Source organism: Citrobacter gillenii, from assembly GCF_013337685.1.
Lineage (GTDB): Bacteria > Pseudomonadota > Gammaproteobacteria > Enterobacterales > Enterobacteriaceae > Citrobacter > Citrobacter gillenii.
Window position 1 is genome coordinate 165,267 of the sequence record NZ_SUQN01000008.1, and the last position, 23,736, is coordinate 189,002.

Consider the following 23,736-nt stretch of genomic DNA (forward strand, 5'->3'; position numbering starts at 1 on the left):
AAATCGTGCCAGAATTTAATGCACTGTTATTAAAGGATTTTTATTTTACTTCGCTGCAAAAATGCCTGTCATCGTCACTAGTGACGATGACAAATGACAGCATCAGCGTGAAAGTGTCGGGGCAAGAGAGGCGCGAGGGATAAGCTCGCCGGTAAAGTTTTTCGCTGGCGTAAAGGCTCCGCCGTCCAGCATAAAGATCAGGCGTCCTATGGTTTCCTGGACCATCTCCGTGACCGGGATTTTGACGCTGGCAAGTGCCGGAATGGTGTACGGCGCAAGGGCTATATCATCGAAACCAATCACCGACACCTGCGCGGGAACATTAATGCCCTGCTCGTCCAACTGCTTCATCGCGCCAATCGCCATATCATCATTGCTGGCCACCAGCGCGGTGAAATTCACCTTGCGTAAAAGTAAGGTTTTAACGCCTTCAGCGCCACAGGCTGGCGTCCATTTACCCTTCACAATCAAATCATTATTCAACGGAATGCCGTGCTGCGCCAGCGCGTCTTTATAACCGGAAAGTCGCTCCACGCCGGTGGGCGAATCCATTGAGCCACTGATAAAAGCAATCTCGGTATGCCCGGCGCGAATCAACTGCGTGACGGCATTAAAGCTGGTCTGTTTTTGATCGCACCAGACGCAGTGGCTGGTGTTTTTACGCAGGCGTCGGTTAAGCACCATAATGGGCTGGGCGTGTGCATCGATAATCTCATCGATGTCATCCACACTGAGAAAACGCGGATAGATCATGACAGCATCACAGCGCAGGTCGAGCAGATATTGAATCGCCTGACGCTCTTCCTCGGCACTATGTTTACCGTCGGCAAGCAGAAGCTGGCGTCCTTTATCCTCCGCCATACGCGCAGTGTGAAATAGCAACTCGCTAAAATAAACGCCGTGATACAGGGTGTTGGTCACTACCAGACCCAGCGTCTGCGTGCTCTTCGCCGCCAGGCTGCGCGCCAGCAAATTGGGACGATAGCCACTCTCTTCAATAGCCTGGAACACGCGGTCTTTGGTCTCCTGGCTGACGTAGCCGTTCCCCGAAAGCACCCGGGAAACCGTAGCTTTCGACACGCCAGCACGCTTCGCCACTTCCAACATCGTGGTCATCTTACTCATCCCTTTTCACGCAATGTGACGCAGTGTACTGCACCGTTTCACCGCTGTCCTTGCTGCTCAATCGCAGAACGCGTTATCTGGTGATCGTAGTCACAAATACAAAAAATGATCAAAATATAATCTTGCACAAATATCATAAATTAAACATGATTTTGTGGAACCGGTTTCCTATCAATGTTTCATCATCACCAACATGAGACGAAAATAAACGGTAAGACATTACCTACCCTACTGATAAAACAGGATTAAATCCGATGTCTAAAAATTATGCAGCGCTGGCGCGCTCGGTTGTGACGGCTCTGGGCGGCGTCGAGAACATCACCGCAGTAACCCACTGCATGACCCGTTTACGTTTCGTTATCAAAGATGATTCGCAGGTCGACAGCGCCACGTTAAAAACGCTTAATGGCGTACTCGGCGTAGTGCGTAGCGACAATCAGTGCCAGGTGATCATTGGTAATACCGTGTCCCAGGCGTATCGCGAGGTCGTCAGCCTGCTGCCGGGCGATATGCAGCCCAGCGACCCCGCAGGCAAACCCAAACTGACGCTCAAGCGTATTGGGGCAGGGATCCTTGATGCGCTGATCGGCACTATGTCACCGCTGATCCCGGCGATTATCGGTGGATCGATGCTGAAACTGCTGGCAATGATCCTCGAAATGACCGGCGTGCTGCAAAAAGGCTCCTCGACGCTGACGATCCTGACAGTGATTGGCGACGGCGCATTCTTCTTCCTGCCGCTGATGGTCGCCGCCTCTGCCGCCATTAAATTCAAAACCAACATGTCGCTGGCTATTGCTATTGCGGGCGTGCTGGTGCATCCGAGCTTTATTGATCTGATGGCTAAGGCCGCACAGGGCGAGCACGTTGAGTTCGCGCTGATCCCGGTCACAGCGGTGAAATACACCTACACGGTGATCCCGGCGCTGGTCATGACCTGGTGCCTGTCGTACATCGAACGGTGGGTGGATCGCATCACGCCAGCCGTAACCAAAAACTTCCTGAAACCAATGCTGATCGTGCTGATCGCCGCCCCGCTCGCCATCGTCTTAATTGGCCCGATTGGCATCTGGATCGGCAGCGCGATCTCCGCGTTGGTGTACACCATTCACGGTTATCTGGGCTGGCTGTCGGTGGCCATTATGGGCGCACTGTGGCCGCTTCTGGTAATGACCGGCATGCACCGCGTCTTTACCCCCACCATTATTCAAACCATTGCCGAAACCGGTAAAGAAGGCATGGTTATGCCGTCTGAAATTGGCGCCAACCTGTCGCTGGGTGGATCTTCTTTAGCGGTCGCCTGGAAAACCAAAAACCCGGAACTGCGTCAGACAGCGTTAGCCGCGGCGGCCTCCGCTATTATGGCAGGGATTTCCGAGCCGGCGCTGTACGGCGTGGCGGTACGCCTGAAACGTCCGCTGATTGCCAGTCTTATCAGCGGCTTTATCTGCGGTGCCGTAGCCGGGATGGCCGGACTGGCAAGCCACTCGATGGCTGCACCAGGTCTGTTCACCAGCGTACAGTTTTTTGACCCGGCCAATCCGATGACCATTGTCTGGGTATTTGGCGTCATGGCGCTGGCGGTAGTGCTGTCGTTTGTCTTAACGCTGCTGCTCGGCTTTGAGGATATTCCCGTCGAAGATGCGGCCGCGCAGGCCAGAAAAAATCAGGCTGCGCAGCCGGGAAATATCAATGGCGCCAGCATCTGACGGATACTAACTGAGGTTTATTATGTCTGTTTTTCCGCAAGGATTTTTATGGGGCGGCGCACTGGCCGCCAACCAGTCTGAAGGGGCGTATCGGGAAGGCGGCAAGGGGCTGACTACCGTGGATATGATCCCCCACGGCGCACATCGAATGCCGGTTAAACTGGGTCAGGAAAAGCGCGTTCAACTGCGGGATGACGAGTTTTATCCCAGCCATGAAGCGATTGATTTTTATCATCGCTATAAAGACGATATCGCCCTGATGGCAGAAATGGGGTTCACGGTGTTTCGTACCTCAATTGCCTGGAGTCGGCTCTATCCGAACGGGGATGAACTGACGCCAAATCAGGAAGGCATTGATTTTTATCGCTCGGTGTTTGCCGAGTGCAAAAAGTACGGTATTGAGCCGTTGGTGACGTTGTGCCACTTTGATGTACCGATGCACCTGGTCACCGAGTATGGCTCCTGGCGTAACCGCAAAATGGTGGAGTTTTTCACCCGCTACGCCCGTACCTGCTTCGAGGCCTTTGATGGTCTGGTGAAATACTGGCTGACGTTCAATGAAATCAACATCCTGCTGCACAGCCCTTTTTCCGGCGCGGGACTGGTGTTTGAAGCGGGTGAAAATCAGGATCAGGTGAAATACCAGGCCGCGCACCACGAACTGATTGCCAGCGCACTGGCAACCAAAATCGCCCATGAAATCAATCCGCACAACCAGGTCGGGTGCATGCTGGCGGGCGGAAACTTTTACCCCTACTCGTGCAAACCTGAAGATGTGTGGACCGCGCTGGAAAAGGACCGTGAAAACCTGTTCTTTATTGATGTACAGGCGCGTGGTGCTTATCCCGCCTACTCAGCCCGCGTGTTTCGTGACAAGGGTGTAGTGATTGAGAAAGCCCCGGAAGATGACGACATCCTGAAAAATACCGTCGATTTTGTCTCCTTCAGCTATTACGCCTCGCGCTGCGCCTCGGCAGAAATGAACACCGGCAACACCAGCGCCGCCAACGTGGTGAAGTCGCTGCGCAATCCGTACATTGCAGCCAGCGAATGGGGCTGGGGCATTGACCCACTGGGTCTGCGCATCACCATAAACATGATGTATGACCGCTACCAGAAACCGCTGTTTCTGGTGGAGAACGGACTGGGGGCAAAAGATGAAATCGATGCCAACGGCGAGATCAACGATGACTATCGCATCCGCTATTTACGCGACCATATTCGCGCCATGGCAGACGCCATTGAAGACGGCGTGCCGCTGATGGGTTACACCACCTGGGGCTGTATCGATCTGGTTTCCGCCTCCACCGGCGAGATGAGCAAACGCTACGGTTTTGTCTATGTCGACCGCGATGACGCAGGCAATGGCACGCTGACGCGGACTCGCAAGAAATCATTCTGGTGGTATAAAAAAGTGATCGCCAGCAACGGGGCTGAGCTGGACTGATCGTCGGGCCGGATGGCGCTTGCTATCCGGCCCACATGTTCACCCGCCACAAACATCCTCCCTTCCTTCCCGTTTCATTTTTTACATTCATTTTTCTGGATCGTCATTCCATTCTGCGGTTTGCTGTCGCGCATTATTACTGGCATTTTATTCAGTAGTTTTTACTTTTCACCGCTCGTAACAAGGAAACGTTCATGTCTACTGATAATGTTCAAACACCAATGATTATCGCCAAACCCGTTCGTCGTTTAAAAGTGGGTTACGTCAGAAGACGCTACGAAGATCGCCGTACCGGATTCACCCTGCGTATCAGTCGACACGCCTCATTAACGCTGAATGGCGACTGGCTGGAACAGGCGGGTTTTCCGACCGGCACAGAGGTGAATGTTTCGGTGATGCAGGGGAAATTAATTATTGAGCAGGCAACTGAATAACGGCTGGATATGTAAAGGCGGAACAGGCCGGATGCCGAGCGTGGCTGACATCCGGCGCTGGGAATGCTTACTCTTCTGGCGCTTCTAACTCAGCAAATCCGCCATGGCCTTCCCAACCGGCTAATCGCTGATACACGGTCTCGACCGCCTCTTTGATTGGCTGTGTCATCGGGTAATAAAAGCCGACAATATCCGGTTGAATGCCGAGGAAAATCACCTCGCCAACATCCTCTTTGAGCTGATCAACCAAATAGTTCAACGGCATATTATGGGTGGTCATCATGAACATCTCGGCAATATCATCGGGATCGATAATGCGGATCTCGCCGGGATTGAGTCCCATGTCAGTGGCATCAACAATCAGCAGACGTTCCGGGCGCAGTTCGCGGATCGCGACGATGTCATTTTCTGGCGCACTTCCGCCGTCGATGACCACCCAGTTACCTTTAGGCTCAGCGGCACACATTTCTGCCAGCAGAGGACCCGCACCGTCGTCACCCATCATGCTGTTGCCGACACACAATAAAACGTCAGTCACGGTGTCTCCTCACCATCAGATAGATGGCGCTTTCCTGGTGAATGTCATGCAGCATGCTGAGCACCAGCTTGCTCCATTCCTGCTGCTGCGGCGTTTGCGCGGCGAGCGCGTCATCAAACGCGCGCGCCAGCATCTGCACATGGTTAAAATCGATGACGATTTCACCGTACTTCGGTACGCCTTCCATCTTACGGCGAGCTTCGCTTCCTTCGGCAAGCGTGGCAATCCACGCCAGATAGTCATCCCACGGGCAGGTTAACGCCGCTTCCAGGCAGTCGATTATGCCTAAGTGGTGACCAATCGCCAGGCTGTAATAGACAACCTGCTGCGCCTCGGCGGGCGTTGCATCGTTCTCATCAATAAACTTACGGCTCAGTTGACTGAACACCACCGTTTCACTCATCGGATACGCGCCTCTTCTACAACATGATTAAGATGCGTGACGATCTCGGTCAGACGCGGATCGTTTTCCGCTTCCAGCCAGCGCGCCACCTGTTGCTCACCCTGCCCCAACTGATTCATATAGTCATCGGCAATCTGACGACCATAGCGATAACCTGCCAGACGACGTGCTTCGCGATCGACCTTCACACGCAGCGGTTGAACCATATCCGGGTGCAAAATTTCCGCAGGCTGTGCGTCCAGTTCGCCTGGTGCACGTGCGTGAATTTTCTGCTCCAGCAGGCCAAGCGCCATCGCGAAGCCGTACAGCGTGGCGGCAGGCGTCGGTGGGCAACCGGGAATATACACATCCACGGGAACAATTTTGTCGGTGCCGCCCCATACGCAGTATAAGTCGTGGAAGATACCGCCGCTGTTGCCGCAGGCCCCATAGGAGATACAAATTTTCGGGTCCGGGGCAGACTGCCAGGCACGCAGTGCCGGAGAACGCATCGCGCGGGTTACCGCACCGGTGAACAGCAGAATATCCGCATGGCGCGGCGACGGAACAACTTTGATGCCAAAACGTTCGGCGTCAAACAGCGGGGACAAGGTGGCGAAGATTTCGATTTCGCAACCGTTGCAGCCACCGCAGTCGACGCGGTAAACGTACGCTGAACGCTTGATGCTTTTCAGCAATGACGCTTTCATGCTGGCAATGGATTCATCCACGGTCATCGGGACAGGAATTCCGTTGGCATCACGTGGGCCTAATAAATTGCTCATCAGCTGGCCTCTTTCATATGGCGAGTCAGTTCAATACGGTCAGACGGCACCAGGCATTTCTGGCGCTTACAATCCGGGCAGGTCTCAAAGCCTTCACGGTGATTTTCCGCACGGGAATCACCGTTGTGCTTCAGTAACGCAATGGCGTAATCAATCTCTTTTTGCACCGCAAAAGGACGGTTACAGACGCGGCAATTACACAGAGCAAAACGAGACTGCTGCAGGAAATCTTCTTTCTTCCATACCGCCAGCTCATACTCCTGCGACAGCTTGATCGCCGCCGTCGGGCAGACTTCTTCACAGCGGCCACAGAAAATACAGCGACCGAGGTTGAACTGCCACGCCAGCTCATTGGTGACCAGATCTGTTTCTACCGTCAGCGCGTTAGATGGGCACGCATTGATACAGGCCGCACAGCCAATACACTGCTGCGGATTATGTTCCGGCTTACCGCGGAAGTTTTTATCAACCGCAATCGGCTCCAGCGGATAGGACGACGTTGGTGCCCCGGTTTTGATGACTTTTTTGATAAAAGTAAACATGGCGATTCCTTATTTCAGCGGCGAGTTTTTACGCTCGATGCTGTAGCGCTCAAGTTCTTTGTACGGCACGACTTTGCTTTTCTTCTTACGTACATCGACCACGGTCATACGGTCAGTACAGGAGTAGCAAGGATCGAGGCTACCGATAATCAGCGGGGCATCGGAGACGGTGTTACCGCGCAGCATGTAACGCAGCGTCGGCCAGTTGGCGTAGGTGGCCGCACGGCAGCGCCAGCGATACAGCTTCTGGTTGTCGCCGGTCATGCTCCAGTGGATGTCATCGCCACGCGGTGCTTCGGCAAAGCCCAGCGCGAAGCGGTGCGGAATATAGGTAAAGCCTTCCACCGCCAGCGGGCCGCCCGGCAGGTTATCGAGGCCAAAGTCGATCATGTTCAGCGCGGTATAGACTTCGTTGATACGCACTTTCAGACGGGAAATAACGTCGCAGCCCTGCTCGCTGTGCACTTCCATCGGCAGTAAACCGTAACCGACGAACGGGTGGTCCGCGCGGGTATCACGCGCGTGGCCGCTGGCACGCACCATTGGGCCGACGTTACTGAAGTCACGAGCAATTTCCGGGTCCAGACGACCAATGCCGACGGTGCGCTGTTCCATGTTCGGCGTACTGAGCAGCATGTCGACCAGATCCTGTACATCACGACGCATTTGCTGCGCCAACTGACGGGTCTGGATCATGTCCTCTTTCAGCAGGTCACGACGGATGCCGCCGATCAGGTTCATACCGTAGGTTTTACGCGCCCCGGTGAGGATCTCCGCCATTTTCATCGACGTTTCACGCACGCGGAAGAACTGCATAAAGCCGGAGTCAAAGCCGGTGAAGTGGCACGCCAGGCCAAGGTTCAGCAGGTGCGAGTGCAGACGTTCCACTTCCAGCAGAATGGCGCGGATCATCTGCGCACGTTCCGGCACCACAATCCCCATCGCATTTTCCACGGAGGTGGTGTACGCGGTGCTGTGGGCAAAACCGCAAATACCGCATACGCGATCCGACAGGAACGTCACTTCGTTATAACCCATACGGGTTTCCGCCAGTTTCTCCATGCCGCGGTGGACATAGAACAGACGGTAGTCGGCGTCGATGATGTTTTCGCCATCAACAAACAGGCGGAAGTGACCCGGTTCATCGGAGGTGACGTGCAGTGGGCCAATCGGCACCACGTTATTTTTCTTGTCACCCAGTTCGTTGATGAACTCGTAGGTTTCGGCATCGGTAGTCGGCGCCGGGCGCTGACGGTAATCCATGCTGTCTTTACGCAGCGGATAGAGTTCGTCCGGCCAGTCATCCGGCAGTACCAGACGGCGTTCGTCCGGTAACCCTACCGGGATCAAGCCGTACATGTCGCGCACTTCACGCTCGCCCCAAACAGCGGCCGGTACGCGCGGCGTCACGGACGGGAACTCCAGTTTATTGGCGTCGACTTCTACGCGAACGGTTATCCAGCACTTGGTGCCCTGCTCCATCGACATGACGTAGTAGACGGCGTAATGGCCGCACAGCTGACGTTCGTCGTTACCAAACAGCACCGACAACCAGCCGCCCTGTTTGTAGTAGAGAAATTCAACTACTTCCGGCAGATAGTTGACCTTCACGGTGATGGTCAGCTGATCTTTGGTCTGCCAGCCTTCATCCAGAACCACGCCCGGGAAGGCCTGGTGCAGAGCGGCGAGATAGTGTTGACCTACTTTTTCTTCAGACATGTTCAAACTCTCTTAAATCACGCCACCAGCAAGGAGACGAAGGCTAAAAACGCAAACCCAAAACCGGCCCAGGTCACGCGTGAAGTGGCGCAAAAACGCAGACGCGCCATGCTGTTTTCAAACAGGGCGATGACCAGCACGCCGAGGACCAGCTTAACGACAGCAATCACCAGCGCCAGCAGCAGCCCGCCCGCAGTGAAGGTTTCCATCTGCCCCCACGGCAGGAACACGCCGACAAACATTTGCAAAACGACCAGTTGCTTGAGGCTGATACCCCACTTGAGCACCGCAAAACCGCTGCCGCTGTATTCGGTCAACGGACCTTCCTGCAGCTCCTGCTCGGCTTCCGCGAGGTCGAACGGCAGCTTGCCCATTTCGATAAAGGTGGCGAAGGCACAGGCGCACAGCGCCAGAATCAACGGGATGCTACGCGCGGCAGGCCAGTGATAAATGGTATCGGCAATGTTGCTGATGTGGGTCGAACCAGCAACCTGCGCCGCCACCCACAAGCCCAGCAGCAGAATCGGCTCCACCAGTACGCCGAGCATCGCTTCACGGCTGGCGCCGATAGCGGTGAACGGGCTACCGGTATCCAGACCGGCGATAGAAAAGAAGAAGCGGGCAATGGCAAACAGGTAAATCAACGTGATCAAATCACCCAGTTGCGGTAGCGGCGAGCCCACGGTCACCACCGGCAGTGCGGTAGCGATAGTCAGCATAACGCCCACCATCACAAACGGCGTCAGGCGGAAGACCCAGCTGGAATCCGCTGGCGCAATGCTCTGACGGCCCAGCAGCTTGATAATGTCGCGATATTCCTGCAACACGCCCGGACCGCGGCGGTTATGCAAACGCGCACGCGCCACGCGGGTAATACCGGACAACAGCGGCGCCGCGGCAAACAGCACCAGCGCCTGAATTAACGGATATAAAACACTCATTCTCAGGCTCCTCGTGAAACCACAATCACCACCAGCACCGCCAGCTCAATCAGCGCCAGGCGACGGAACAACACCGGTGCCGCCGCGTTCTGCCAGCCCGGAACCCAGGATACCGGGTTCAGCCATTTACGCAGTTTGAGTACCGGAGCAAAGGCTTCTTTAACCGGCATGGCAAAGCCGTGCGCAGTGATCACCATTGACTGCTCGTGATCGTAACCACACACCCACGCGGAACCGCGTGAACGTGACGGCAGGCGGTTGCCTTTGAAAATAGCCATGATGATGAACGGCAGCAGCGGACACGCGATCAGCAGCAGCGTGATCATCGGCTGAGATACGGTAGTATTCGCCGTTTCCAGCGGTAGCGGAACAGCGGCAGAAATCAGCGGCAGCAACCACGGGGCAGCAACGCCGCCAATCACGCAGCAGATAGCCAACGCAACCACGCTCACACTCATCAGGATTGGTGCGCAGCAGGCGTTTTCCGCTTCCTTCGTGCGCGGTGCGCCGAGGAACGTCACACCGTAGACTTTCGCCATACACATCACCGCCAGCGCACCGGTAATTGCCAAACCGACAGCCAGCAACGGTCCTAACAGACGACCGATGAACGCGCCGCTGTTACCCAGCTTGAAGAAGGATTGATAGATAACCCACTCACCGGCAAAGCCGTTCAGCGGCGGCAGCGCGGCCATCGCCATCAGGCCAACCAGCATCGCCAGAGAAATCACCGGCATACGTTTACCGATACCGCCCAGTTTCTCGATATCACGGTGACCGGTGCGGAACCAGATGCTGCCTGCGCCCAAAAACAGGACGCTTTTGAACAGGCTATGGTTGACCAGGTGATACAGACCGCCGGTCAGGCCAAGTGCGATCAGTGCCGGTTGGTTAAGGGAAATACCGGTCACGCCAGCACCCAGACCCAGCAGGATAATGCCGATGTTTTCCAGCGTGTGGTACGCCAGCAGACGCTGGATGTTGTGCTCCATCAGAGCATACAGGCCGCCGATAAACGCGGTGATCATCCCCAGCACCAGTAGCGTAACGCCCCACCACAGCGGTGCATTACCGCCCAGCAGCGACAGGGACAGAATACCCAGCAGACCCACCTTCATTACCACGGTAGAGAACAGCGCCGCCGCCGGTGCACTGGCGTTGGCGTGTGCCTGTGGCACCCAACCGTGCAGTGGGATAATCCCGGCCAGCAGACCAAAGCCCGCCACACCCAACAGCCAGATGTCAGCACCGAGCGGCAGTTGCTGAGTGCGCAGGTCGAGCAAGCGCAGTTCCAGCGTACCGTAGCGCTGCCACACCAGATAGCAAGCGATCGCCAACAGCAGCGTACCGACACGACCCAGCGCAAACCACAGCTTGCCTTCTTTGCTGCACCCGGTCAGGAACACCGCACACAGCGCCATGATTTCCGCCATCACCACCAGCGTGCCGAGGTTGCTGGCAACCACGGCGCACACCGCCGCCGCCATCAGCAGATTAACCAGCAGTCCGTTGGCTTTTACCTGCGGGTGACGGTGCCAGTCGATGTTGTACAGGCTGACGAACAGGCCGCACAGACCCAGCGTAATCAGCCAGATAGCGTTCAGCGGCGACATTTGCAGGCTATGACCGATAAACGGCATCACGCCGCTAACCGCAACGGCGCGGGTCAGTACGAGGAACCCCGCAGCCGCCGTACAGAGGCTACCCACCGCACCGCCGACACCGGCGATCCAGCCGCTTAACGGCTTATGAAACGAAAACAGAAATGCCAGAACCGCCGCCGCCGTAAACCAGGCCACGCCGCTGTTAATCAGTGAAATTGCGCTCATTTTGCATCCCCACTCTGAGCCTGCTGAAACAAGGTGAGATCGCCGAAGTCGGTATTGAACGTCAGCTCACGCTTACGTTTGCTGGCGCGGGCGATGTCCATATTGCTCACCAGATGCAGGGCTTGCGTTGGGCACATGCGCACGCAGGCCGGACCTTGTTCATCAAAGCTACACAAGTCGCATTTCACCGCAATGGCGCGAATACCCGGCACCCAGTCCAGCAGCGTGCTGACGCGAGCTGGCGCTGGCGGAGCAGGAGGCGCTTTTGACGTGTTGGCGTTCGCCGGGATATGCAGCGGACGGCTGCCTGAAAACTCAATGGCCCCAAACGGACAGGCGATCCCGCACAGTTTGCAGCTCACGCACAGGCTTTCATTCAGCTGTACGGCGCCGTCGACACGGTTAATCGCATTGACCGGACAAACGGTGGCACAAGGCGCATCTTCACACTGGTGGCAAAGCTGCGGCGCAGATTCTTTTTCATTTAGCATCACTTTCAGGCGCGGCATTGACTGCAGGCCATGCTGGCGATGTGTCTCTGAGCAGGCGGCTTCACAGGTGTGGCAGCCGATACAAAGAGTGGAGTCAGCAATTACAAAACGATTCACCAGGCATTCCTCAGGTGATAGTCATTTTTGACGAAAACATGTCTATCAAATGTCATTTTCGACACTTATCGACATGCCCATTCCCTAAACTGTCGTGACGCAGCATACGCACCGCATCATGACTTACGTGGACACACCCGAGGCTTAAACCGGGTTATGACCCTCTACCAGTTGGCTTAAATTCACTGGCATATTGTTTTCAACCGCGGTGTACAGGCTGTCGTAGACGCTGGCGATTTTTTCGAGATAGTGCTCCAGCACCTGTTCCCGATCGCGGTTGCTGATACGGTCATCGACCTTGCCGTCGAGAGACAGTTGTGCCTGTGCAATCAACTGCTTATCTTCGCCATCTTTCGTTTCAACGTAGTACTCGATGGTATGGCTGTTAAAGCCGTCCGCCAGCGTGACGTAGATAACGAAGTGCTCAAACAAGACAAAGCACAGGTCCTTGTCCGGCGCGCAGCTCATCGCATGATGTAAACGCGCTTTCGACAGGGTGATCCCCTGTACCAGCGAGTTGCAATAAATACGCCACTGGTCCTGTAGGCGACGATGCCGTTCAGCGATGTAATCGGCTTTTTCGCTTATTTCCCAAATAGTCATGTCAGGTTACCCGTTTAGCAGAGACATTCAGCGTTAAGCACGTTTCATGCCAATATTTAATTACTTATATTTCATATGGATAGGTAATTTACTGGTCGTGACGACATGTCATTTCGTCATCGTCGTCATTGTCACGGGTGAAAAAATTCAGTTTGGCATGTTTTTTGCTTTTATCCCGATAACAACATGGGAGGCGATATGCACGAAATAACCCTCTGCCAACGGGCACTGGAATTGATTGAACAACAGGCTACGCAACACGGTGCAAAACGGGTTACTGCGGTCTGGCTCAAAATTGGCGCATTTTCTTGCGTAGAAACCAGCGCTCTCGCCTTTTGTTTTGATCTGGTATGCCGTGGCACCCTTGCAGAAGGTTGTAAACTCCACCTCGAAGAACAAGAAGCCGAATGTTGGTGTGAAACATGCCAGCAGTACGTCACCTTACTGACCCAGCGCGTGCGCCGTTGTCCGCAATGTCACAGCGACATGCTAAGAATCGTGGCCGATGACGGCCTGCAGATTCGACGAATTGAAATAGGCGATGCTGAAGATTAAAGCTGGTGACAAAGTAGGCCGGATAAGACGTTAGCGTCGCCATCCGGCAAAAAGCGAGTAACAAGCAATAGATCAGGAGTGAGCGATGTGTACGACATGTGGTTGCGCTGAAGGCAACCTTTATATAGAGGGTGATGAACATAACCCCCACTCGGCGTTTCGCAGCGCGCCATTTGCCCCGGCCGCTCGTCCGGCGCTGAATATTACCGGAGTGAAGACCGCCAGTTTCACCCCGAGCCAAACTGAAGAAGGCGATTTACACTACGGTCATGGTGAAGCCGGCACCCACGCGCCAGGCATGAGCCAGCGCCGTATGCTGGAAGTGGAAATTGACGTGCTGGACAAGAACAACCGTCTGGCCGAGCGTAACCGCGCCCGCTTCGCCGCCCGTCAGCATCTGGTGCTGAATCTGGTCTCCAGCCCCGGTTCCGGTAAAACAACGCTGTTAACTGAAACATTGATGAAGCTGAAAGACAGCGTGCCGTGTGCGGTGATCGAAGGCGACCAGCAGACGGTTAACGATGCCGCGCGTATTCGCGCCACCGGTACGCCCGCCATCCAGGTGAACACCGGTAAAGGCTGCCATCTTGATGCACAAATGATTGCCGATGCCGCGCCGCGACTGCCGCTGGCAGACAACGGTATTCTGTTCATTGAAAACGTCGGTAACCTGGTATGCCCGGCGAGCTTCGACCTCGGCGAACGTCATAAAGTGGCGGTGCTTTCCGTTACCGAAGGCGAAGACAAACCGCTGAAATACCCGCATATGTTTGCCGCCGCCTCGCTGATGCTACTCAACAAAGTCGACCTGCTGCCGTACCTCAATTTTGATGTTGAACAATGCATCGCCAGCGCCCGGGAAGTGAACCCGGAAATTGAGATCATCCTGATTTCCGCCACCAGCGGTGAAGGCATGGATCAATGGCTCTCCTGGCTGGAGACGCAGCGATGTGCATAGGTGTTCCGGGTCAAATCCGCACCATTGAGGGAAACCAGGCCAAGGTCGATGTTTGCGGTATTCAGCGCGACGTCGACCTGACGCTGGTCGGTAGTTGTGATGAGCACGGTCAACCACGTCTGGGGCAATGGGTCCTGGTGCACGTTGGTTTTGCCATGAGCATCATTAATGAGGCTGAAGCGCGCGACACGCTCGAGGCGCTGCAAAACATGTTTGACGTTGAGCCGGATGTCGGCGCGTTGCTGTACGGCGAGGAAAAATAAATGCGTTTCGTTGACGAATATCGCGCACCAGAACAGGTGATGCAGTTGATTGACCACCTGTGTGAACGTGCCGCTCACCTCCCCTACACCGCTGAACGTCCGCTGCGCATTATGGAAGTCTGCGGTGGTCATACCCACGCTATTTTCAAATTCGGTCTTGACCAACTGCTGCCTGAAAACGTGGAGTTTATTCACGGCCCCGGCTGCCCGGTTTGCGTGCTGCCGATGGGCAGAATTGACAGCTGCGTAGAAATTGCCAGCCACCCGGAAGTGATTTTCTGCACCTTTGGCGACGCGATGCGCGTCCCGGGAAAACAGGGTTCGCTGCTGCAGGCCAAAGCGCGTGGCGCAGATATCCGTATCGTCTATTCGCCGATGGATGCCCTGAAGATGGCGCAGGAAAACCCGACCCGCAAAGTCGTGTTCTTTGGTCTGGGTTTTGAAACCACCATGCCGACGACCGCCATCACGCTCCAGCAGGCAAGACAGCGTGACGTGCAAAACTTCTACTTTTTCTGTCAGCACATTACGCTGATCCCAACACTGCGTAGCCTGCTGGAACAGCCAGATAACGGTATTGACGCCTTTTTAGCACCGGGTCACGTCAGCATGGTCATTGGCACCGATGCTTATAATTTCATTGCTTCTGATTTCCATCGCCCGCTGGTGGTCGCCGGTTTCGAACCGCTCGATCTGCTGCAAGGCGTGGTAATGCTGATTGAGCAGAAAATTGCCGACCACAGCCAGGTTGAGAACCAGTACCGTCGCGTGGTGCCGGATGCCGGTAACGCCCTGGCGCAGCAGGCTATCGCCGAGGTGTTCTGCGTCGATGGCGACAGCGAATGGCGCGGTCTGGGCGTTATCGAATCTTCCGGCGTTCATCTGACGCCTGACTACCAACGTTTTGATGCCGAAGCACATTTCAAACCGGCGCCACAGCAGGTGTATGACGACCCGCGCGCGCGCTGCGGCGAGGTGCTGACCGGCAGATGTAAACCGCATCAGTGCCCGTTATTTGGTAAAACCTGTAATCCGGAGACCGCATTTGGCGCCCTGATGGTCTCCTCCGAAGGCGCGTGTGCCGCCTGGTATCAGTATCGTCAGCAGGAGTGTGAAGCATGAACAGCGTACAACTCGCCCACGGTAGCGGCGGTCAGGCTATGCAACAATTGATCAATAGCCTGTTTATGGAAGCATTTGCGAATCCGTGGCTGGCGGAACAAGAAGATCAGGCGCGTCTGGATCTGGCGCAACTGATGGCTGAAGGCGACCGTCTGGCATTTTCGACCGACAGCTACGTGATTGATCCGCTGTTCTTCCCTGGCGGCAATATCGGCAAGCTGGCTGTCTGCGGTACGGCTAACGACGTCGCCGTCAGTGGAGCGATCCCTCGCTACCTCTCCTGCGGGTTTATCCTCGAAGAAGGTCTGCCGATGGACACGCTGAAAACCGTGGTCAACAGCATGGCGGCCACCGCGCGCGAAGCGGGCATTGCCATCGTCACCGGCGACACCAAGGTGGTGCAGCGCGGCGCGGCGGACAAACTGTTTATCAACACCGCCGGAATGGGCGCGATCCCCGCTAATATCCACTGGGGTGCACAAACCCTGAGCCCAGGCGATGTACTGCTGGTCAGCGGAACGCTCGGCGACCACGGCGCAACCATCCTTAACCTGCGCGAGCAGTTGGGGCTGGACGGTGAACTGGTCAGCGACTGCGCGGTGTTAACGCCGCTGATTCAGACGCTGCGTGACATCCCCGGCGTGAAAGCGCTGCGCGACGCCACTCGCGGCGGCGTGAATGCAGTCACCCACGAGTTTGCGGCGGCCTGCGGCTTCGGCATTGAATTGTCCGAATCATCCCTGCCGGTGAAGCCAGCGGTACGTGGCGTCTGCGAACTGCTCGGTCTGGATGCACTCAACTTTGCCAACGAAGGCAAACTGGTTATCGCCGTGGAACGCCAGGCCGCAGAAAGCGTGCTTGCCGCGCTACGCGCGCATCCGTTGGGCCGCGATGCGGCGCTGATTGGTGAAGTGGTGGAACGTAAAGGCGTTCGTCTGGCCGGACTGTACGGCGTGAAGCGAACTCTTGATTTACCACACGCCGAACCACTCCCACGCATATGCTGATATATTGCCCGGTGGCGCTTCGCTTACCGGGCCTACGGATGGCGTACCCTGGCCATCCGACAATAATTTTCAACTTATACCTATAATTCATTTACCGTTTTTGCACCGTTGGTGCTTCCTGGAAAAGCAATATGTCGTATACACCGATGAGCGACCTCGGACAGCAAGGCTTGTTCGATATCACTCGTACATTATTACAGCAGCCCGATCTTCAGTCTCTCAGTGAGGCGCTTTCACAGTTGGTCAAGCGTTCGGCGCTGGCCGACAGTGCGGCTATTGTGTTATGGCAGGCGCAGACGCAGCGTGCGCGTTACTTTACGACGCGTGAAAATGGTAAACCCATCGATTATGAAGACGAAACGGTGCTGGCACACGGTCCGGTGCGCCGCATTCTGTCTCGTCCCGATGCCCTGCACTGCAGCTATCATGAGTTTAGTGAAACCTGGCCGCAGCTGGCATCCGGCGGGTTGTACTCCCAATTTGGTCACTACTGTCTGCTGCCGCTGGCGGCCGATGGGCGCATCTTCGGCGGCTGTGAATTTATCCGCCACGAAGACAGCCCGTGGAGTGAAAAAGAGTACAACCGCCTGCAAACCTTTACCCAGATCGTCGGCGTCGTGGCCGAACAGATCCAGAACCGGGTCAGCAACAACGTCGACTACGATCTGCTATGTCGTGAGCGTGACAACTTTCGTATCCTGGTCGCCATCACCAATGCGGTGCTCTCCCGCCTGGACATTGATGAGCTGGTCAGCGAAGTCGCCAAAGAGATCCACCACTACTTCGATATCGACGCCATCAGCATCGTGCTGCGCAGCGATCGCAAAAATAAGCTGAGCATCTATTCCACCCACTATCTGGATGAGCATCATCCGGCGCACGAGCAGAGCGAAGTTGACGAAGCGGGCACGCTCTCTGAGCGGGTTTTCAAAAGCAAAGAGATGCTGCTGATTAACCTGAGCGAACGTGATGCGCTGGCGCCTTACGAACGCATGCTGTTTGACACCTGGGGCAACCAGTTACAAACCCTGTGTCTGCTGCCGCTGATGTCCGGCAACACGATGCTTGGCGTCCTCAAGCTGGCCCAGTGCGAAGAAAAAGTCTTCACTACCGCCAATCTCAAGCTGCTGCGCCAGATTGCCGAGCGCGTGGCCATTGCTGTCGATAACGCCCTCGCCTACCAGGAGATCCACCGCCTGAAAGAACGGCTGGTCGATGAGAACCTGGCATTGACCGAGCAGCTCAATAACGTGGACAGTGAGTTTGGTGAAATCATTGGCCGCAGCGAAGCCATGTACAGCGTGCTCAAACAGGTTGAGATGGTGGCGCAAAGTGACAGCACCGTGCTGATTCTGGGCGAGACCGGAACGGGTAAAGAGCTGATTGCCAGGGCTATTCACAATCTGAGCGGACGTAATGCCCGTCGGATGGTGAAGATGAACTGTGCGGCGATGCCTGCCGGACTGCTGGAAAGCGACCTGTTTGGTCATGAGCGTGGCGCGTTTACCGGTGCCAGTACGCAGCGCATCGGGCGTTTCGAACTGGCCGATAAAAGCTCGCTGTTTCTCGACGAAGTTGGCGACATGCCGCTGGAGCTACAGCCTAAGCTGCTGCGCGTTCTGCAGGAGCAGGAATTTGAACGTCTGGGCAGCAACAAGCTGATCCAGACCGACGTGCGGTTGATCGCCGCCACCAACCGCGATCTGAAAAAAATGGTGGCCGATCGCGAATTCCGCAACGATCTGTACTATCGCCTGAACGTCTTCCCGATCCATCTGCCGCCGCTGCGCGAGCGCCCGGAAGATATCCCACTGCTGGTGAAGGCCTTCACCTTTAAAATTGCTCGCCGGATGGGGCGCAATATCGACAGCATTCCGGCTGAAGCGCTGCGCACGCTAAGCGGCATGGAGTGGCCGGGAAACGTGCGTGAACTGGAAAACGTGGTGGAACGCGCGGTCCTGCTGACCAGAGGCAACGTGCTGCAACTGTCCCTGCCGGATATCATCACGCCGGCGCCGTGCACACCGCCGGTGGCGACCGAAGTTGCGCAGGAAGGCGAAGATGAATTCCAGTTGATTATGCGCGTGCTGAAAGAGACCAACGGTGTGGTCGCCGGTCCAAAAGGCGCAGCACAGCGGCTGGGACTGAAACGCACAACGTTGCTCTCACGCATGAAGCGACTGGGTATTGATAAGGATGCGCTGGTTTAACGATTGTGGCTGATGGCGCAGATGCGTATGCCTTTGTAGGCCGGATAAGGCGCAGCCGCCATCCGGCACACCGCAACATTATTTCTTAGGCTTAAATTTCTCTGGCAATTCCGGCACCGGGCGTTTGTCATCCATCAGATGACGCACGGTCAGGATCGGATGACGCCAGAGCATCCTCGGCCCGGCCCAGCGCATAATCTGCTTCATCTCTTCGCGTTTTGCAGGTTGATAACAGTGCACCGGACACTGTTTGCAAGCTGGTTTCTCCTCACCAAATACGCACTTATCCAGTCGTTTTTGCGCATAGGCAAACAACGCATCGTAATGCCCCGGCTCGTCTGAAGCCTGCGGGCACTGGCTCTCATACAGCGAGATCATTTTCTGGATCGTCATTTTTTCACGTGCAATACGTTTGCCGGACATGATGCCTCCACATTTAAGTTGCATGCATAATACACCTTAGTAATCCGCGGCACTATTACCTGAAGGTGATACATCCTTAGCACCCTACGCAAATAAGAATTATTTTCATTTATCATGCCTTGTGCTATATAACATAGCAAAGGCTATATTCGATGATAAATTAACCACTTTCTTGTGAGGGATACTATGCCGCGCCTGCCCCATCTGAAATCGTTTCTCCTTGCCTGCGTCCTGACGGCGCTGACGCTGTCGCCCGCATCGGCGCAAGAAAAATTTAAGGTGGTCACCACCTTTACGGTGATTGCCGATATGGCGAGCAACGTGGCGGGTGACGCAGCCGAGGTCAGCTCCATTACCAAGCCGGGGGCTGAAATTCACGAATATCAGCCCACGCCGGGCGACATTAAACGCGCGCAGGGCGCACAGCTGATCCTCTCCAACGGTCTCAATCTGGAACTGTGGTTTGCCCGCTTCTACCAGCATTTATCCGGCGTGCCGGAGGTGATGGTCTCTGACGGCGTGAAGCCGATGGGCATCAGCGAAGGCCCCTATAACGGCAAGCCGAATCCCCATGCCTGGATGTCAGCTGAGAACGCGCTGATTTACGTCGATAACATCCGCGATGCGCTGATGAAGTACGATCCGGACAATGCCACCATCTACCAGAACAATGCAGAGCGCTATAAAACAAAAATTCGTCAGACGCTCGATCCCCTGCATGCGGCGCTGGCAAAAATCCCGGCCGATAAACGCTGGCTGGTCACCAGTGAAGGCGCATTCTCCTATCTGGCGCGCGATAACGATTTGAAAGAGCTGTATTTGTGGCCGATCAACGCCGATCAGCAAGGCACACCCAAACAGGTGCGCAAAGTGATCGATGCGATCAGAACTCATCAGATCCCGACGGTATTTAGCGAAAGCACGGTGTCCGACAAGCCTGCCCGTCAGGTGGCGCGTGAGTCTGGCGCACATTACGGCGGCGTGCTGTATGTCGATTCGCTGAGCGCTGCTGATGGCCCGGTACCGACCTATCTGGATTTACTGCGCGTGACAACGGAAACCATTGTCAGCGGGATTAACGCAGGTTTGGGGAGCCAGCCATGAGTCATTCAGCGATTTCCGTCAATCAGGTGACGGTGACGTATCGCAACGGACACACCGCGCTGCGCGATGCCACCTTTCAGGTACCGGGTGGCTCGATTGCCGCGCTGGTCGGGGTCAACGGCTCCGGGAAATCAACGCTATTTAAAGCGCTGATGGGGTTTGTCCGCCTGGCGCAGGGCGAAATTTCCATTCTGCAGCAGCCGGTCAGCAAGGCGCTAAAACAGAATCTGATTTCCTACGTTCCCCAGTCGGAAGAGGTGGACTGGTCATTTCCGGTGCTGGTGGAAGACGTGGTGATGATGGGACGCTTTGGCCATATGGGCTGGCTGCGACGACCAACCGCGCGCGACCATCAATGCGTGGATGCGGCGCTGGCGCGGGTCGATATGCTGGAATACCGCCATCGGCAGATCGGCGAACTCTCCGGCGGGCAGAAAAAACGTGTTTTTCTGGCGCGCGCCATCGCCCAGGACGGACAGGTCATTTTGCTGGATGAACCGTTCACCGGCGTAGACGTGAAAACCGAGGCCCGCATCATCGACCTGCTGCGCGAACTGCGCGATGAGGGGCGCACGATGCTGGTCTCTACTCACAATCTGGGTTCGGTGACCGAGTTTTGTGATTACACGGTCATGATCAAAGGGACGGTGCTGGCGAGCGGCCCGACCGACTCCACCTTTACCCCCGAGAATCTCGAGCTGGCGTTCAGCGGCGTCCTGCGCCATGTGAAGCTGAGCGGCGGTGAGCAGCACGTAATCACCGATGATGAACGGCCGTTTATTTCTCGACGTACGCCCAACGAGGGGGAATCGCCATGAACTGGCTGACAGAACCGTTTGGCTACCAGTATATGCTCAACGCCATGTGGGTCTCGGCGATGGTCGGCGGCCTGTGCGCGTTTCTCTCCTGCTATTTAATGCTCAAGGGCTGGTCGTTAATTGGCGATGCACTGTCACACTCGATTGTGCCGGGCGTTGCCGGGGCCTATATGTTAGGGCTCCCCTTTGCGCTTGGCGCGTTTCTTTCCGGCGGGCTGGCAGCGGGCAGTATGCTGTTTCTTAACCAGCGTTCGCGCCTGAAGGAAGATGCGATCATTGGGCTGATTTTTTCCTCTTTCTTCGGCATCGGGCTGTTTATGGTGTCGCTCAATCCGATGTCGGTGAACATTCAGACCATTATTCTCGGTAATGTGCTGGCGATTGCACCGGAAGATATTCTGCAACTGGCGATTATCGGCGTCATCTCACTCACCATTCTGCTGTTGAAGTGGAAAGATTTGATGGTGGTTTTTTTCGATGAGAACCACGCGCGTTCTATCGGTCTGAACCCAGGCCGCCTGAAGCTGTTATTTTTTACGCTGCTCTCAGTTTCCACCGTTGCGGCGCTGCAAACTGTCGGCGCATTTCTGGTGATTTGCCTGGTAGTGACGCCCGGTGCCACGGCCTGGCTGTTGACCGATCGCTTTCCCCGGCTGCTCACTATCGCCGTCGCTATCGGTAGCCTGACCAGCTTTTTCGGTGCCTGGCTGAGCTACTGGCTGGACGGCGCGACCGGCGGAATTATTGTCGTTCTGCAAACACTGCTGTTTCTGCTGGCGTTTGTCTTCGCGCCAAAACACGGTCTGTTGGCCAACCGTCGCCGCGCCCGCCAGGTGAATAAGGAGTCCTCATGTTCTTAACCGCCCTGTTGGAACCCTTTCAGTTCAGCTTTATGGTGAACGCGCTGACCATCTCCGTTATCGTCGCCATACCCTGCGCGCTGTTGTCGGTTTTTTTGGTGCTCAAAGGCTGGGCTTTGATGGGCGATGCCATGAGCCATGCGGTATTTCCGGGGATCGTACTGGCTTACATCGCGGGCATTCCGCTGGCCATTGGCGCGTTTATCGCTGGGCTGTTCTGCGCGGTGGCGACCGGCTATCTCGATGATAACAGCCGCATCAAACGCGACACGCTGATGGGTATAGTCTTCTCCGGCATGTTTGGCGCAGGACTGGTGCTGTACGTCTCAATCCAGTCTGAGATTCATCTGGACCATATTCTGTTCGGCGACATGCTCGGTGTCTCGCTGGGGGATATCGCACAAACGGCGGTTATTGCGCTGGGGATTGCCCTTGTTATCGGGTTAAAGTGGAAAGATCTGTTGCTGCACGCCTTCGATCCGCACCAGGCAAAAGCCTGTGGGCTGAACACCACCCTGCTGCATTATGGTCTGCTGTGTATGATCGCGCTCACCATCGTCGCCACGCTGAAGTCGGTGGGTATTATTCTGTCGATCTCGTTGTTAATTGCGCCGGGCGCGATTGCAATTTTACTCACGCGCCAGTTTTCCCACGCCCTGATACTCGCCGTCGTCATGTCGATGGCCACCTCATTTATGGGCGTGTACCTGTCATTTTTCATCGACAGCGCACCGGCCCCGACCATCGTCGTCTTATTCTCCCTGCTATTTGTTATCGCCTTTATTTATTCCACTCTACGCGATCGCCGTTTAGAACGGCGACGCCAGCAATACGACCTCTAACGTGTGGGCACTCAGATGCCCACTTTCGTTATTAGAATACGCAATGACAATTTTATCAGCGTATTGAGCAACTCACTCCCTCTGAAACCATGCCATATTTACCGACGTTATTTATCGCGACGATAGTAACTATCACATCAGATATAAATAAATACAAACAGGTAAATTTTTATGAGCAAGATGAGCATGTCCGAAATATATTCGGAACCAGAAGCCTACGGATTACCACGTAAAGGTATTACACTTAATAGCAAGACTGCTGCATTGGTGGTAGTTGATCCACAAGTTGATTTTCTAAGTCCGCAGGGAATTGGCTGGGAAGTATTTAAAGACAGCATCACCGAAAACAATACCGTAGAAAACCTGGAAGCGCTGTTTAAGTTGGCAAAAGAACAGCATCTTCCTGTATTTGTCTCTCCACATTATTATTTCCCACATGATCATAAATGGGTATCGACCGCACCAGGCGAAACATTTATGCACAGCACGGGAATGTTTGATCGTCAGGGACCGCTGAACGTGGATAATTTCGAAAATTCAGGTGCTGACTTTATGCCGCAGTTTAAACCCTATATTTATGACGGCGAAACGGTCATTACATCACCGCATAAAATTTTTGGACCAGAAACCAACGATCTGGTGCTGCAACTCAGAAAACGTGGCATCTCCCAGGTCATTCTGGCAGGTATGGCCGCCAATCTGTGCATTGAATCCCATTTGCGTGAATTGATTGAGCAAGGCTTTGAGGTTGTCGTAGTTAAAGACGCCACGGCAGGGCCACGAATTCCGGAAGGTGACGGTTATCTCGCCGCACTCACCAACTACCGTATTATTGCTAATGATTTATGGGACACTGAAAAGACGATTGAAACAGTAATAGCCGCAGCTAAGTAACGACTATCGGCACCTTTC

25 protein-coding genes are annotated in these 23,736 nt (G+C 55.2%); 14 read left to right on the forward strand and 11 right to left on the reverse strand.

Annotated elements, in window-relative coordinates:
- Window positions 1–102: 102 nt before the first annotated feature.
- Complete coding sequence (locus FCH32_RS19495; RefSeq protein WP_115257631.1) at window positions 103–1,116, reverse strand: LacI family DNA-binding transcriptional regulator; 1,014 nt, start codon at window positions 1,114–1,116, stop codon at window positions 103–105.
- Window positions 1,117–1,379: 263 nt separating this feature from the next.
- On the opposite strand from FCH32_RS19495, the gene ascF reads away from it, so the two are divergent.
- The 3 genes from ascF (at window position 1,380) to FCH32_RS19510 (ending at window position 4,715) form a co-directional block, all read left to right on the forward strand.
- On the forward strand, window positions 1,380–2,834 hold the full coding sequence (ascF, locus tag FCH32_RS19500; RefSeq protein ID WP_117343183.1) for a PTS cellobiose/arbutin/salicin transporter subunit IIBC: 1,455 nt from the start codon (window positions 1,380–1,382) through the stop codon (window positions 2,832–2,834).
- 22 nt (window positions 2,835–2,856) lie between these two features.
- The gene (locus FCH32_RS19505) at window positions 2,857–4,281 is read left to right on the forward strand and encodes a 6-phospho-beta-glucosidase (protein ID WP_135911523.1); all 1,425 of its coding nucleotides are present in this window, start codon (window positions 2,857–2,859) and stop codon (window positions 4,279–4,281) included.
- Window positions 4,282–4,475: 194 nt separating this feature from the next.
- Complete coding sequence (locus FCH32_RS19510) at window positions 4,476–4,715, forward strand: SymE family type I addiction module toxin (protein WP_115257628.1); 240 nt, start codon at window positions 4,476–4,478, stop codon at window positions 4,713–4,715.
- A 67-nt stretch (window positions 4,716–4,782) separates the two neighbouring features.
- On the opposite strand, the gene hycI is transcribed toward FCH32_RS19510, so the two are convergent.
- The 9 genes from hycI to hycA form a co-directional block, all read right to left on the reverse strand.
- Window positions 4,783–5,253: a hydrogenase maturation peptidase HycI gene (hycI, locus tag FCH32_RS19515; protein WP_117343181.1), complete on the reverse strand. Its 471-nt coding sequence runs from the start codon at window positions 5,251–5,253 to the stop codon at window positions 4,783–4,785.
- Window positions 5,246–5,656, reverse strand: coding sequence for a formate hydrogenlyase maturation HycH family protein (locus tag FCH32_RS19520; RefSeq protein ID WP_115257626.1), 411 nt, complete (start codon window positions 5,654–5,656; stop codon window positions 5,246–5,248). Before FCH32_RS19520 ends, hycI begins: the two co-directional genes overlap by 8 nt.
- The gene (hycG, locus tag FCH32_RS19525) at window positions 5,653–6,420 is read right to left on the reverse strand and encodes a formate hydrogenlyase subunit HycG (RefSeq protein ID WP_115257625.1); all 768 of its coding nucleotides are present in this window, start codon (window positions 6,418–6,420) and stop codon (window positions 5,653–5,655) included. Before hycG ends, FCH32_RS19520 begins: the two co-directional genes overlap by 4 nt.
- A complete protein-coding gene (gene hycF, locus FCH32_RS19530) occupies window positions 6,420–6,962 on the reverse strand; it encodes a formate hydrogenlyase subunit HycF (RefSeq protein ID WP_115257624.1) in 543 nt (180 codons plus the stop codon). Before hycF ends, hycG begins: the two co-directional genes overlap by 1 nt.
- 9 nt (window positions 6,963–6,971) lie before the next feature.
- Entirely contained in the window at window positions 6,972–8,681 is a 1,710-nt protein-coding gene (gene hycE, locus FCH32_RS19535; RefSeq protein WP_096755965.1) for a formate hydrogenlyase subunit HycE, read from the reverse strand.
- A 17-nt stretch (window positions 8,682–8,698) separates the two neighbouring features.
- Complete coding sequence (locus FCH32_RS19540) at window positions 8,699–9,622, reverse strand: respiratory chain complex I subunit 1 family protein (protein ID WP_096755964.1); 924 nt, start codon at window positions 9,620–9,622, stop codon at window positions 8,699–8,701.
- A 2-nt stretch (window positions 9,623–9,624) separates the two neighbouring features.
- Complete coding sequence (gene hycC / locus FCH32_RS19545) at window positions 9,625–11,451, reverse strand: formate hydrogenlyase subunit 3 (protein WP_117343180.1); 1,827 nt, start codon at window positions 11,449–11,451, stop codon at window positions 9,625–9,627.
- Window positions 11,448–12,059 (reverse strand): formate hydrogenlyase subunit HycB, encoded by a 612-nt coding sequence (gene hycB / locus FCH32_RS19550; protein WP_096755962.1) that lies wholly within the window; start codon window positions 12,057–12,059, stop codon window positions 11,448–11,450. Before hycB ends, hycC begins: the two co-directional genes overlap by 4 nt.
- A gap of 144 nt (window positions 12,060–12,203) precedes the next feature.
- Entirely contained in the window at window positions 12,204–12,662 is a 459-nt protein-coding gene (gene hycA, locus FCH32_RS19555) for a formate hydrogenlyase regulator HycA (protein WP_174361379.1), read from the reverse strand.
- A gap of 198 nt (window positions 12,663–12,860) precedes the next feature.
- Here hycA and hypA point away from each other — a divergent pair, with 198 nt between their 5' ends.
- The 6 genes from hypA to flhA all read left to right on the forward strand — a co-directional run bounded on the left by hypA (window position 12,861) and on the right by flhA (window position 18,777).
- Window positions 12,861–13,217: a hydrogenase maturation nickel metallochaperone HypA gene (hypA, locus tag FCH32_RS19560; RefSeq protein WP_096755960.1), complete on the forward strand. Its 357-nt coding sequence runs from the start codon at window positions 12,861–12,863 to the stop codon at window positions 13,215–13,217.
- An 85-nt stretch (window positions 13,218–13,302) separates the two neighbouring features.
- The gene (hypB, locus tag FCH32_RS19565; RefSeq protein WP_096755959.1) at window positions 13,303–14,175 is read left to right on the forward strand and encodes a hydrogenase nickel incorporation protein HypB; all 873 of its coding nucleotides are present in this window, start codon (window positions 13,303–13,305) and stop codon (window positions 14,173–14,175) included.
- Window positions 14,166–14,438, forward strand: a complete 273-nt coding sequence (gene hypC, locus FCH32_RS19570; RefSeq protein ID WP_096755958.1) for a hydrogenase 3 maturation protein HypC — start codon at window positions 14,166–14,168, stop codon at window positions 14,436–14,438. Before hypB ends, hypC begins: the two co-directional genes overlap by 10 nt.
- A complete protein-coding gene (hypD, locus tag FCH32_RS19575; protein WP_096755957.1) occupies window positions 14,439–15,560 on the forward strand; it encodes a hydrogenase formation protein HypD in 1,122 nt (373 codons plus the stop codon).
- Window positions 15,557–16,567 (forward strand): hydrogenase expression/formation protein HypE, encoded by a 1,011-nt coding sequence (gene hypE, locus FCH32_RS19580; protein WP_096755956.1) that lies wholly within the window; start codon window positions 15,557–15,559, stop codon window positions 16,565–16,567. Before hypD ends, hypE begins: the two co-directional genes overlap by 4 nt.
- Window positions 16,568–16,698: 131 nt before the next feature.
- Window positions 16,699–18,777 (forward strand): formate hydrogenlyase transcriptional activator FlhA, encoded by a 2,079-nt coding sequence (gene flhA / locus FCH32_RS19585; protein ID WP_115257620.1) that lies wholly within the window; start codon window positions 16,699–16,701, stop codon window positions 18,775–18,777.
- Window positions 18,778–18,855: 78 nt separating this feature from the next.
- Here flhA and FCH32_RS19590 read toward each other — a convergent pair whose 3' ends face one another.
- Entirely contained in the window at window positions 18,856–19,200 is a 345-nt protein-coding gene (locus tag FCH32_RS19590) for a nitrous oxide-stimulated promoter family protein (protein ID WP_115257619.1), read from the reverse strand.
- Window positions 19,201–19,386: 186 nt separating this feature from the next.
- Here FCH32_RS19590 and sitA point away from each other — a divergent pair, with 186 nt between their 5' ends.
- The 5 genes from sitA to FCH32_RS19615 all read left to right on the forward strand — a co-directional run bounded on the left by sitA (window position 19,387) and on the right by FCH32_RS19615 (window position 23,718).
- Window positions 19,387–20,304: an iron/manganese ABC transporter substrate-binding protein SitA gene (sitA, locus tag FCH32_RS19595; RefSeq protein ID WP_115257618.1), complete on the forward strand. Its 918-nt coding sequence runs from the start codon at window positions 19,387–19,389 to the stop codon at window positions 20,302–20,304.
- Window positions 20,301–21,122 (forward strand): iron/manganese ABC transporter ATP-binding protein SitB, encoded by an 822-nt coding sequence (gene sitB / locus FCH32_RS19600; protein ID WP_115257617.1) that lies wholly within the window; start codon window positions 20,301–20,303, stop codon window positions 21,120–21,122. The genes sitA and sitB overlap by 4 nt, the downstream gene beginning before the upstream one ends.
- The gene (sitC, locus tag FCH32_RS19605; RefSeq protein ID WP_048213040.1) at window positions 21,119–21,982 is read left to right on the forward strand and encodes an iron/manganese ABC transporter permease subunit SitC; all 864 of its coding nucleotides are present in this window, start codon (window positions 21,119–21,121) and stop codon (window positions 21,980–21,982) included. Before sitB ends, sitC begins: the two co-directional genes overlap by 4 nt.
- Entirely contained in the window at window positions 21,973–22,824 is an 852-nt protein-coding gene (gene sitD, locus FCH32_RS19610; RefSeq protein WP_117343176.1) for an iron/manganese ABC transporter permease subunit SitD, read from the forward strand. The genes sitC and sitD overlap by 10 nt, the downstream gene beginning before the upstream one ends.
- A 171-nt stretch (window positions 22,825–22,995) precedes the next feature.
- Window positions 22,996–23,718, forward strand: coding sequence for a cysteine hydrolase family protein (locus FCH32_RS19615; RefSeq protein WP_135911515.1), 723 nt, complete (start codon window positions 22,996–22,998; stop codon window positions 23,716–23,718).
- Window positions 23,719–23,736: the final 18 nt, after the last annotated feature.

Excerpts from the sequence above, each read along its gene's own strand:
- FCH32_RS19495 (WP_115257631.1), bottom strand. The coding sequence starts at position 1,116 with ATGACCACGATGTTGGAAGTGGCGAAGCGTGCTGGCGTGTCGAAAGCT.
- ascF (WP_117343183.1), top strand. The coding sequence starts at position 1,380 with ATGTCTAAAAATTATGCAGCGCTGGCGCGCTCGGTTGTGACGGCTCTG.
- FCH32_RS19505 (WP_135911523.1), top strand. The coding sequence starts at position 2,857 with ATGTCTGTTTTTCCGCAAGGATTTTTATGGGGCGGCGCACTGGCCGCC.
- FCH32_RS19510 (WP_115257628.1), top strand. The coding sequence starts at position 4,476 with ATGTCTACTGATAATGTTCAAACACCAATGATTATCGCCAAACCCGTT.
- FCH32_RS19520 (WP_115257626.1), bottom strand. The coding sequence starts at position 5,656 with ATGAGTGAAACGGTGGTGTTCAGTCAACTGAGCCGTAAGTTTATTGAT.
- hycG (WP_115257625.1), bottom strand. The coding sequence starts at position 6,420 with ATGAGCAATTTATTAGGCCCACGTGATGCCAACGGAATTCCTGTCCCG.
- hycF (WP_115257624.1), bottom strand. The coding sequence starts at position 6,962 with ATGTTTACTTTTATCAAAAAAGTCATCAAAACCGGGGCACCAACGTCG.
- hycE (WP_096755965.1), bottom strand. The coding sequence starts at position 8,681 with ATGTCTGAAGAAAAAGTAGGTCAACACTATCTCGCCGCTCTGCACCAG.
- FCH32_RS19540 (WP_096755964.1), bottom strand. The coding sequence starts at position 9,622 with ATGAGTGTTTTATATCCGTTAATTCAGGCGCTGGTGCTGTTTGCCGCG.
- hycC (WP_117343180.1), bottom strand. The coding sequence starts at position 11,451 with ATGAGCGCAATTTCACTGATTAACAGCGGCGTGGCCTGGTTTACGGCG.
- hycA (WP_174361379.1), bottom strand. The coding sequence starts at position 12,662 with ATGACTATTTGGGAAATAAGCGAAAAAGCCGATTACATCGCTGAACGG.
- hypA (WP_096755960.1), top strand. The coding sequence starts at position 12,861 with ATGCACGAAATAACCCTCTGCCAACGGGCACTGGAATTGATTGAACAA.
- hypB (WP_096755959.1), top strand. The coding sequence starts at position 13,303 with ATGTGTACGACATGTGGTTGCGCTGAAGGCAACCTTTATATAGAGGGT.
- hypC (WP_096755958.1), top strand. The coding sequence starts at position 14,166 with ATGTGCATAGGTGTTCCGGGTCAAATCCGCACCATTGAGGGAAACCAG.
- hypD (WP_096755957.1), top strand. The coding sequence starts at position 14,439 with ATGCGTTTCGTTGACGAATATCGCGCACCAGAACAGGTGATGCAGTTG.
- hypE (WP_096755956.1), top strand. The coding sequence starts at position 15,557 with ATGAACAGCGTACAACTCGCCCACGGTAGCGGCGGTCAGGCTATGCAA.
- flhA (WP_115257620.1), top strand. The coding sequence starts at position 16,699 with ATGTCGTATACACCGATGAGCGACCTCGGACAGCAAGGCTTGTTCGAT.
- FCH32_RS19590 (WP_115257619.1), bottom strand. The coding sequence starts at position 19,200 with ATGTCCGGCAAACGTATTGCACGTGAAAAAATGACGATCCAGAAAATG.
- sitA (WP_115257618.1), top strand. The coding sequence starts at position 19,387 with ATGCCGCGCCTGCCCCATCTGAAATCGTTTCTCCTTGCCTGCGTCCTG.
- sitB (WP_115257617.1), top strand. The coding sequence starts at position 20,301 with ATGAGTCATTCAGCGATTTCCGTCAATCAGGTGACGGTGACGTATCGC.
- sitC (WP_048213040.1), top strand. The coding sequence starts at position 21,119 with ATGAACTGGCTGACAGAACCGTTTGGCTACCAGTATATGCTCAACGCC.
- sitD (WP_117343176.1), top strand. The coding sequence starts at position 21,973 with ATGTTCTTAACCGCCCTGTTGGAACCCTTTCAGTTCAGCTTTATGGTG.
- FCH32_RS19615 (WP_135911515.1), top strand. The coding sequence starts at position 22,996 with ATGAGCAAGATGAGCATGTCCGAAATATATTCGGAACCAGAAGCCTAC.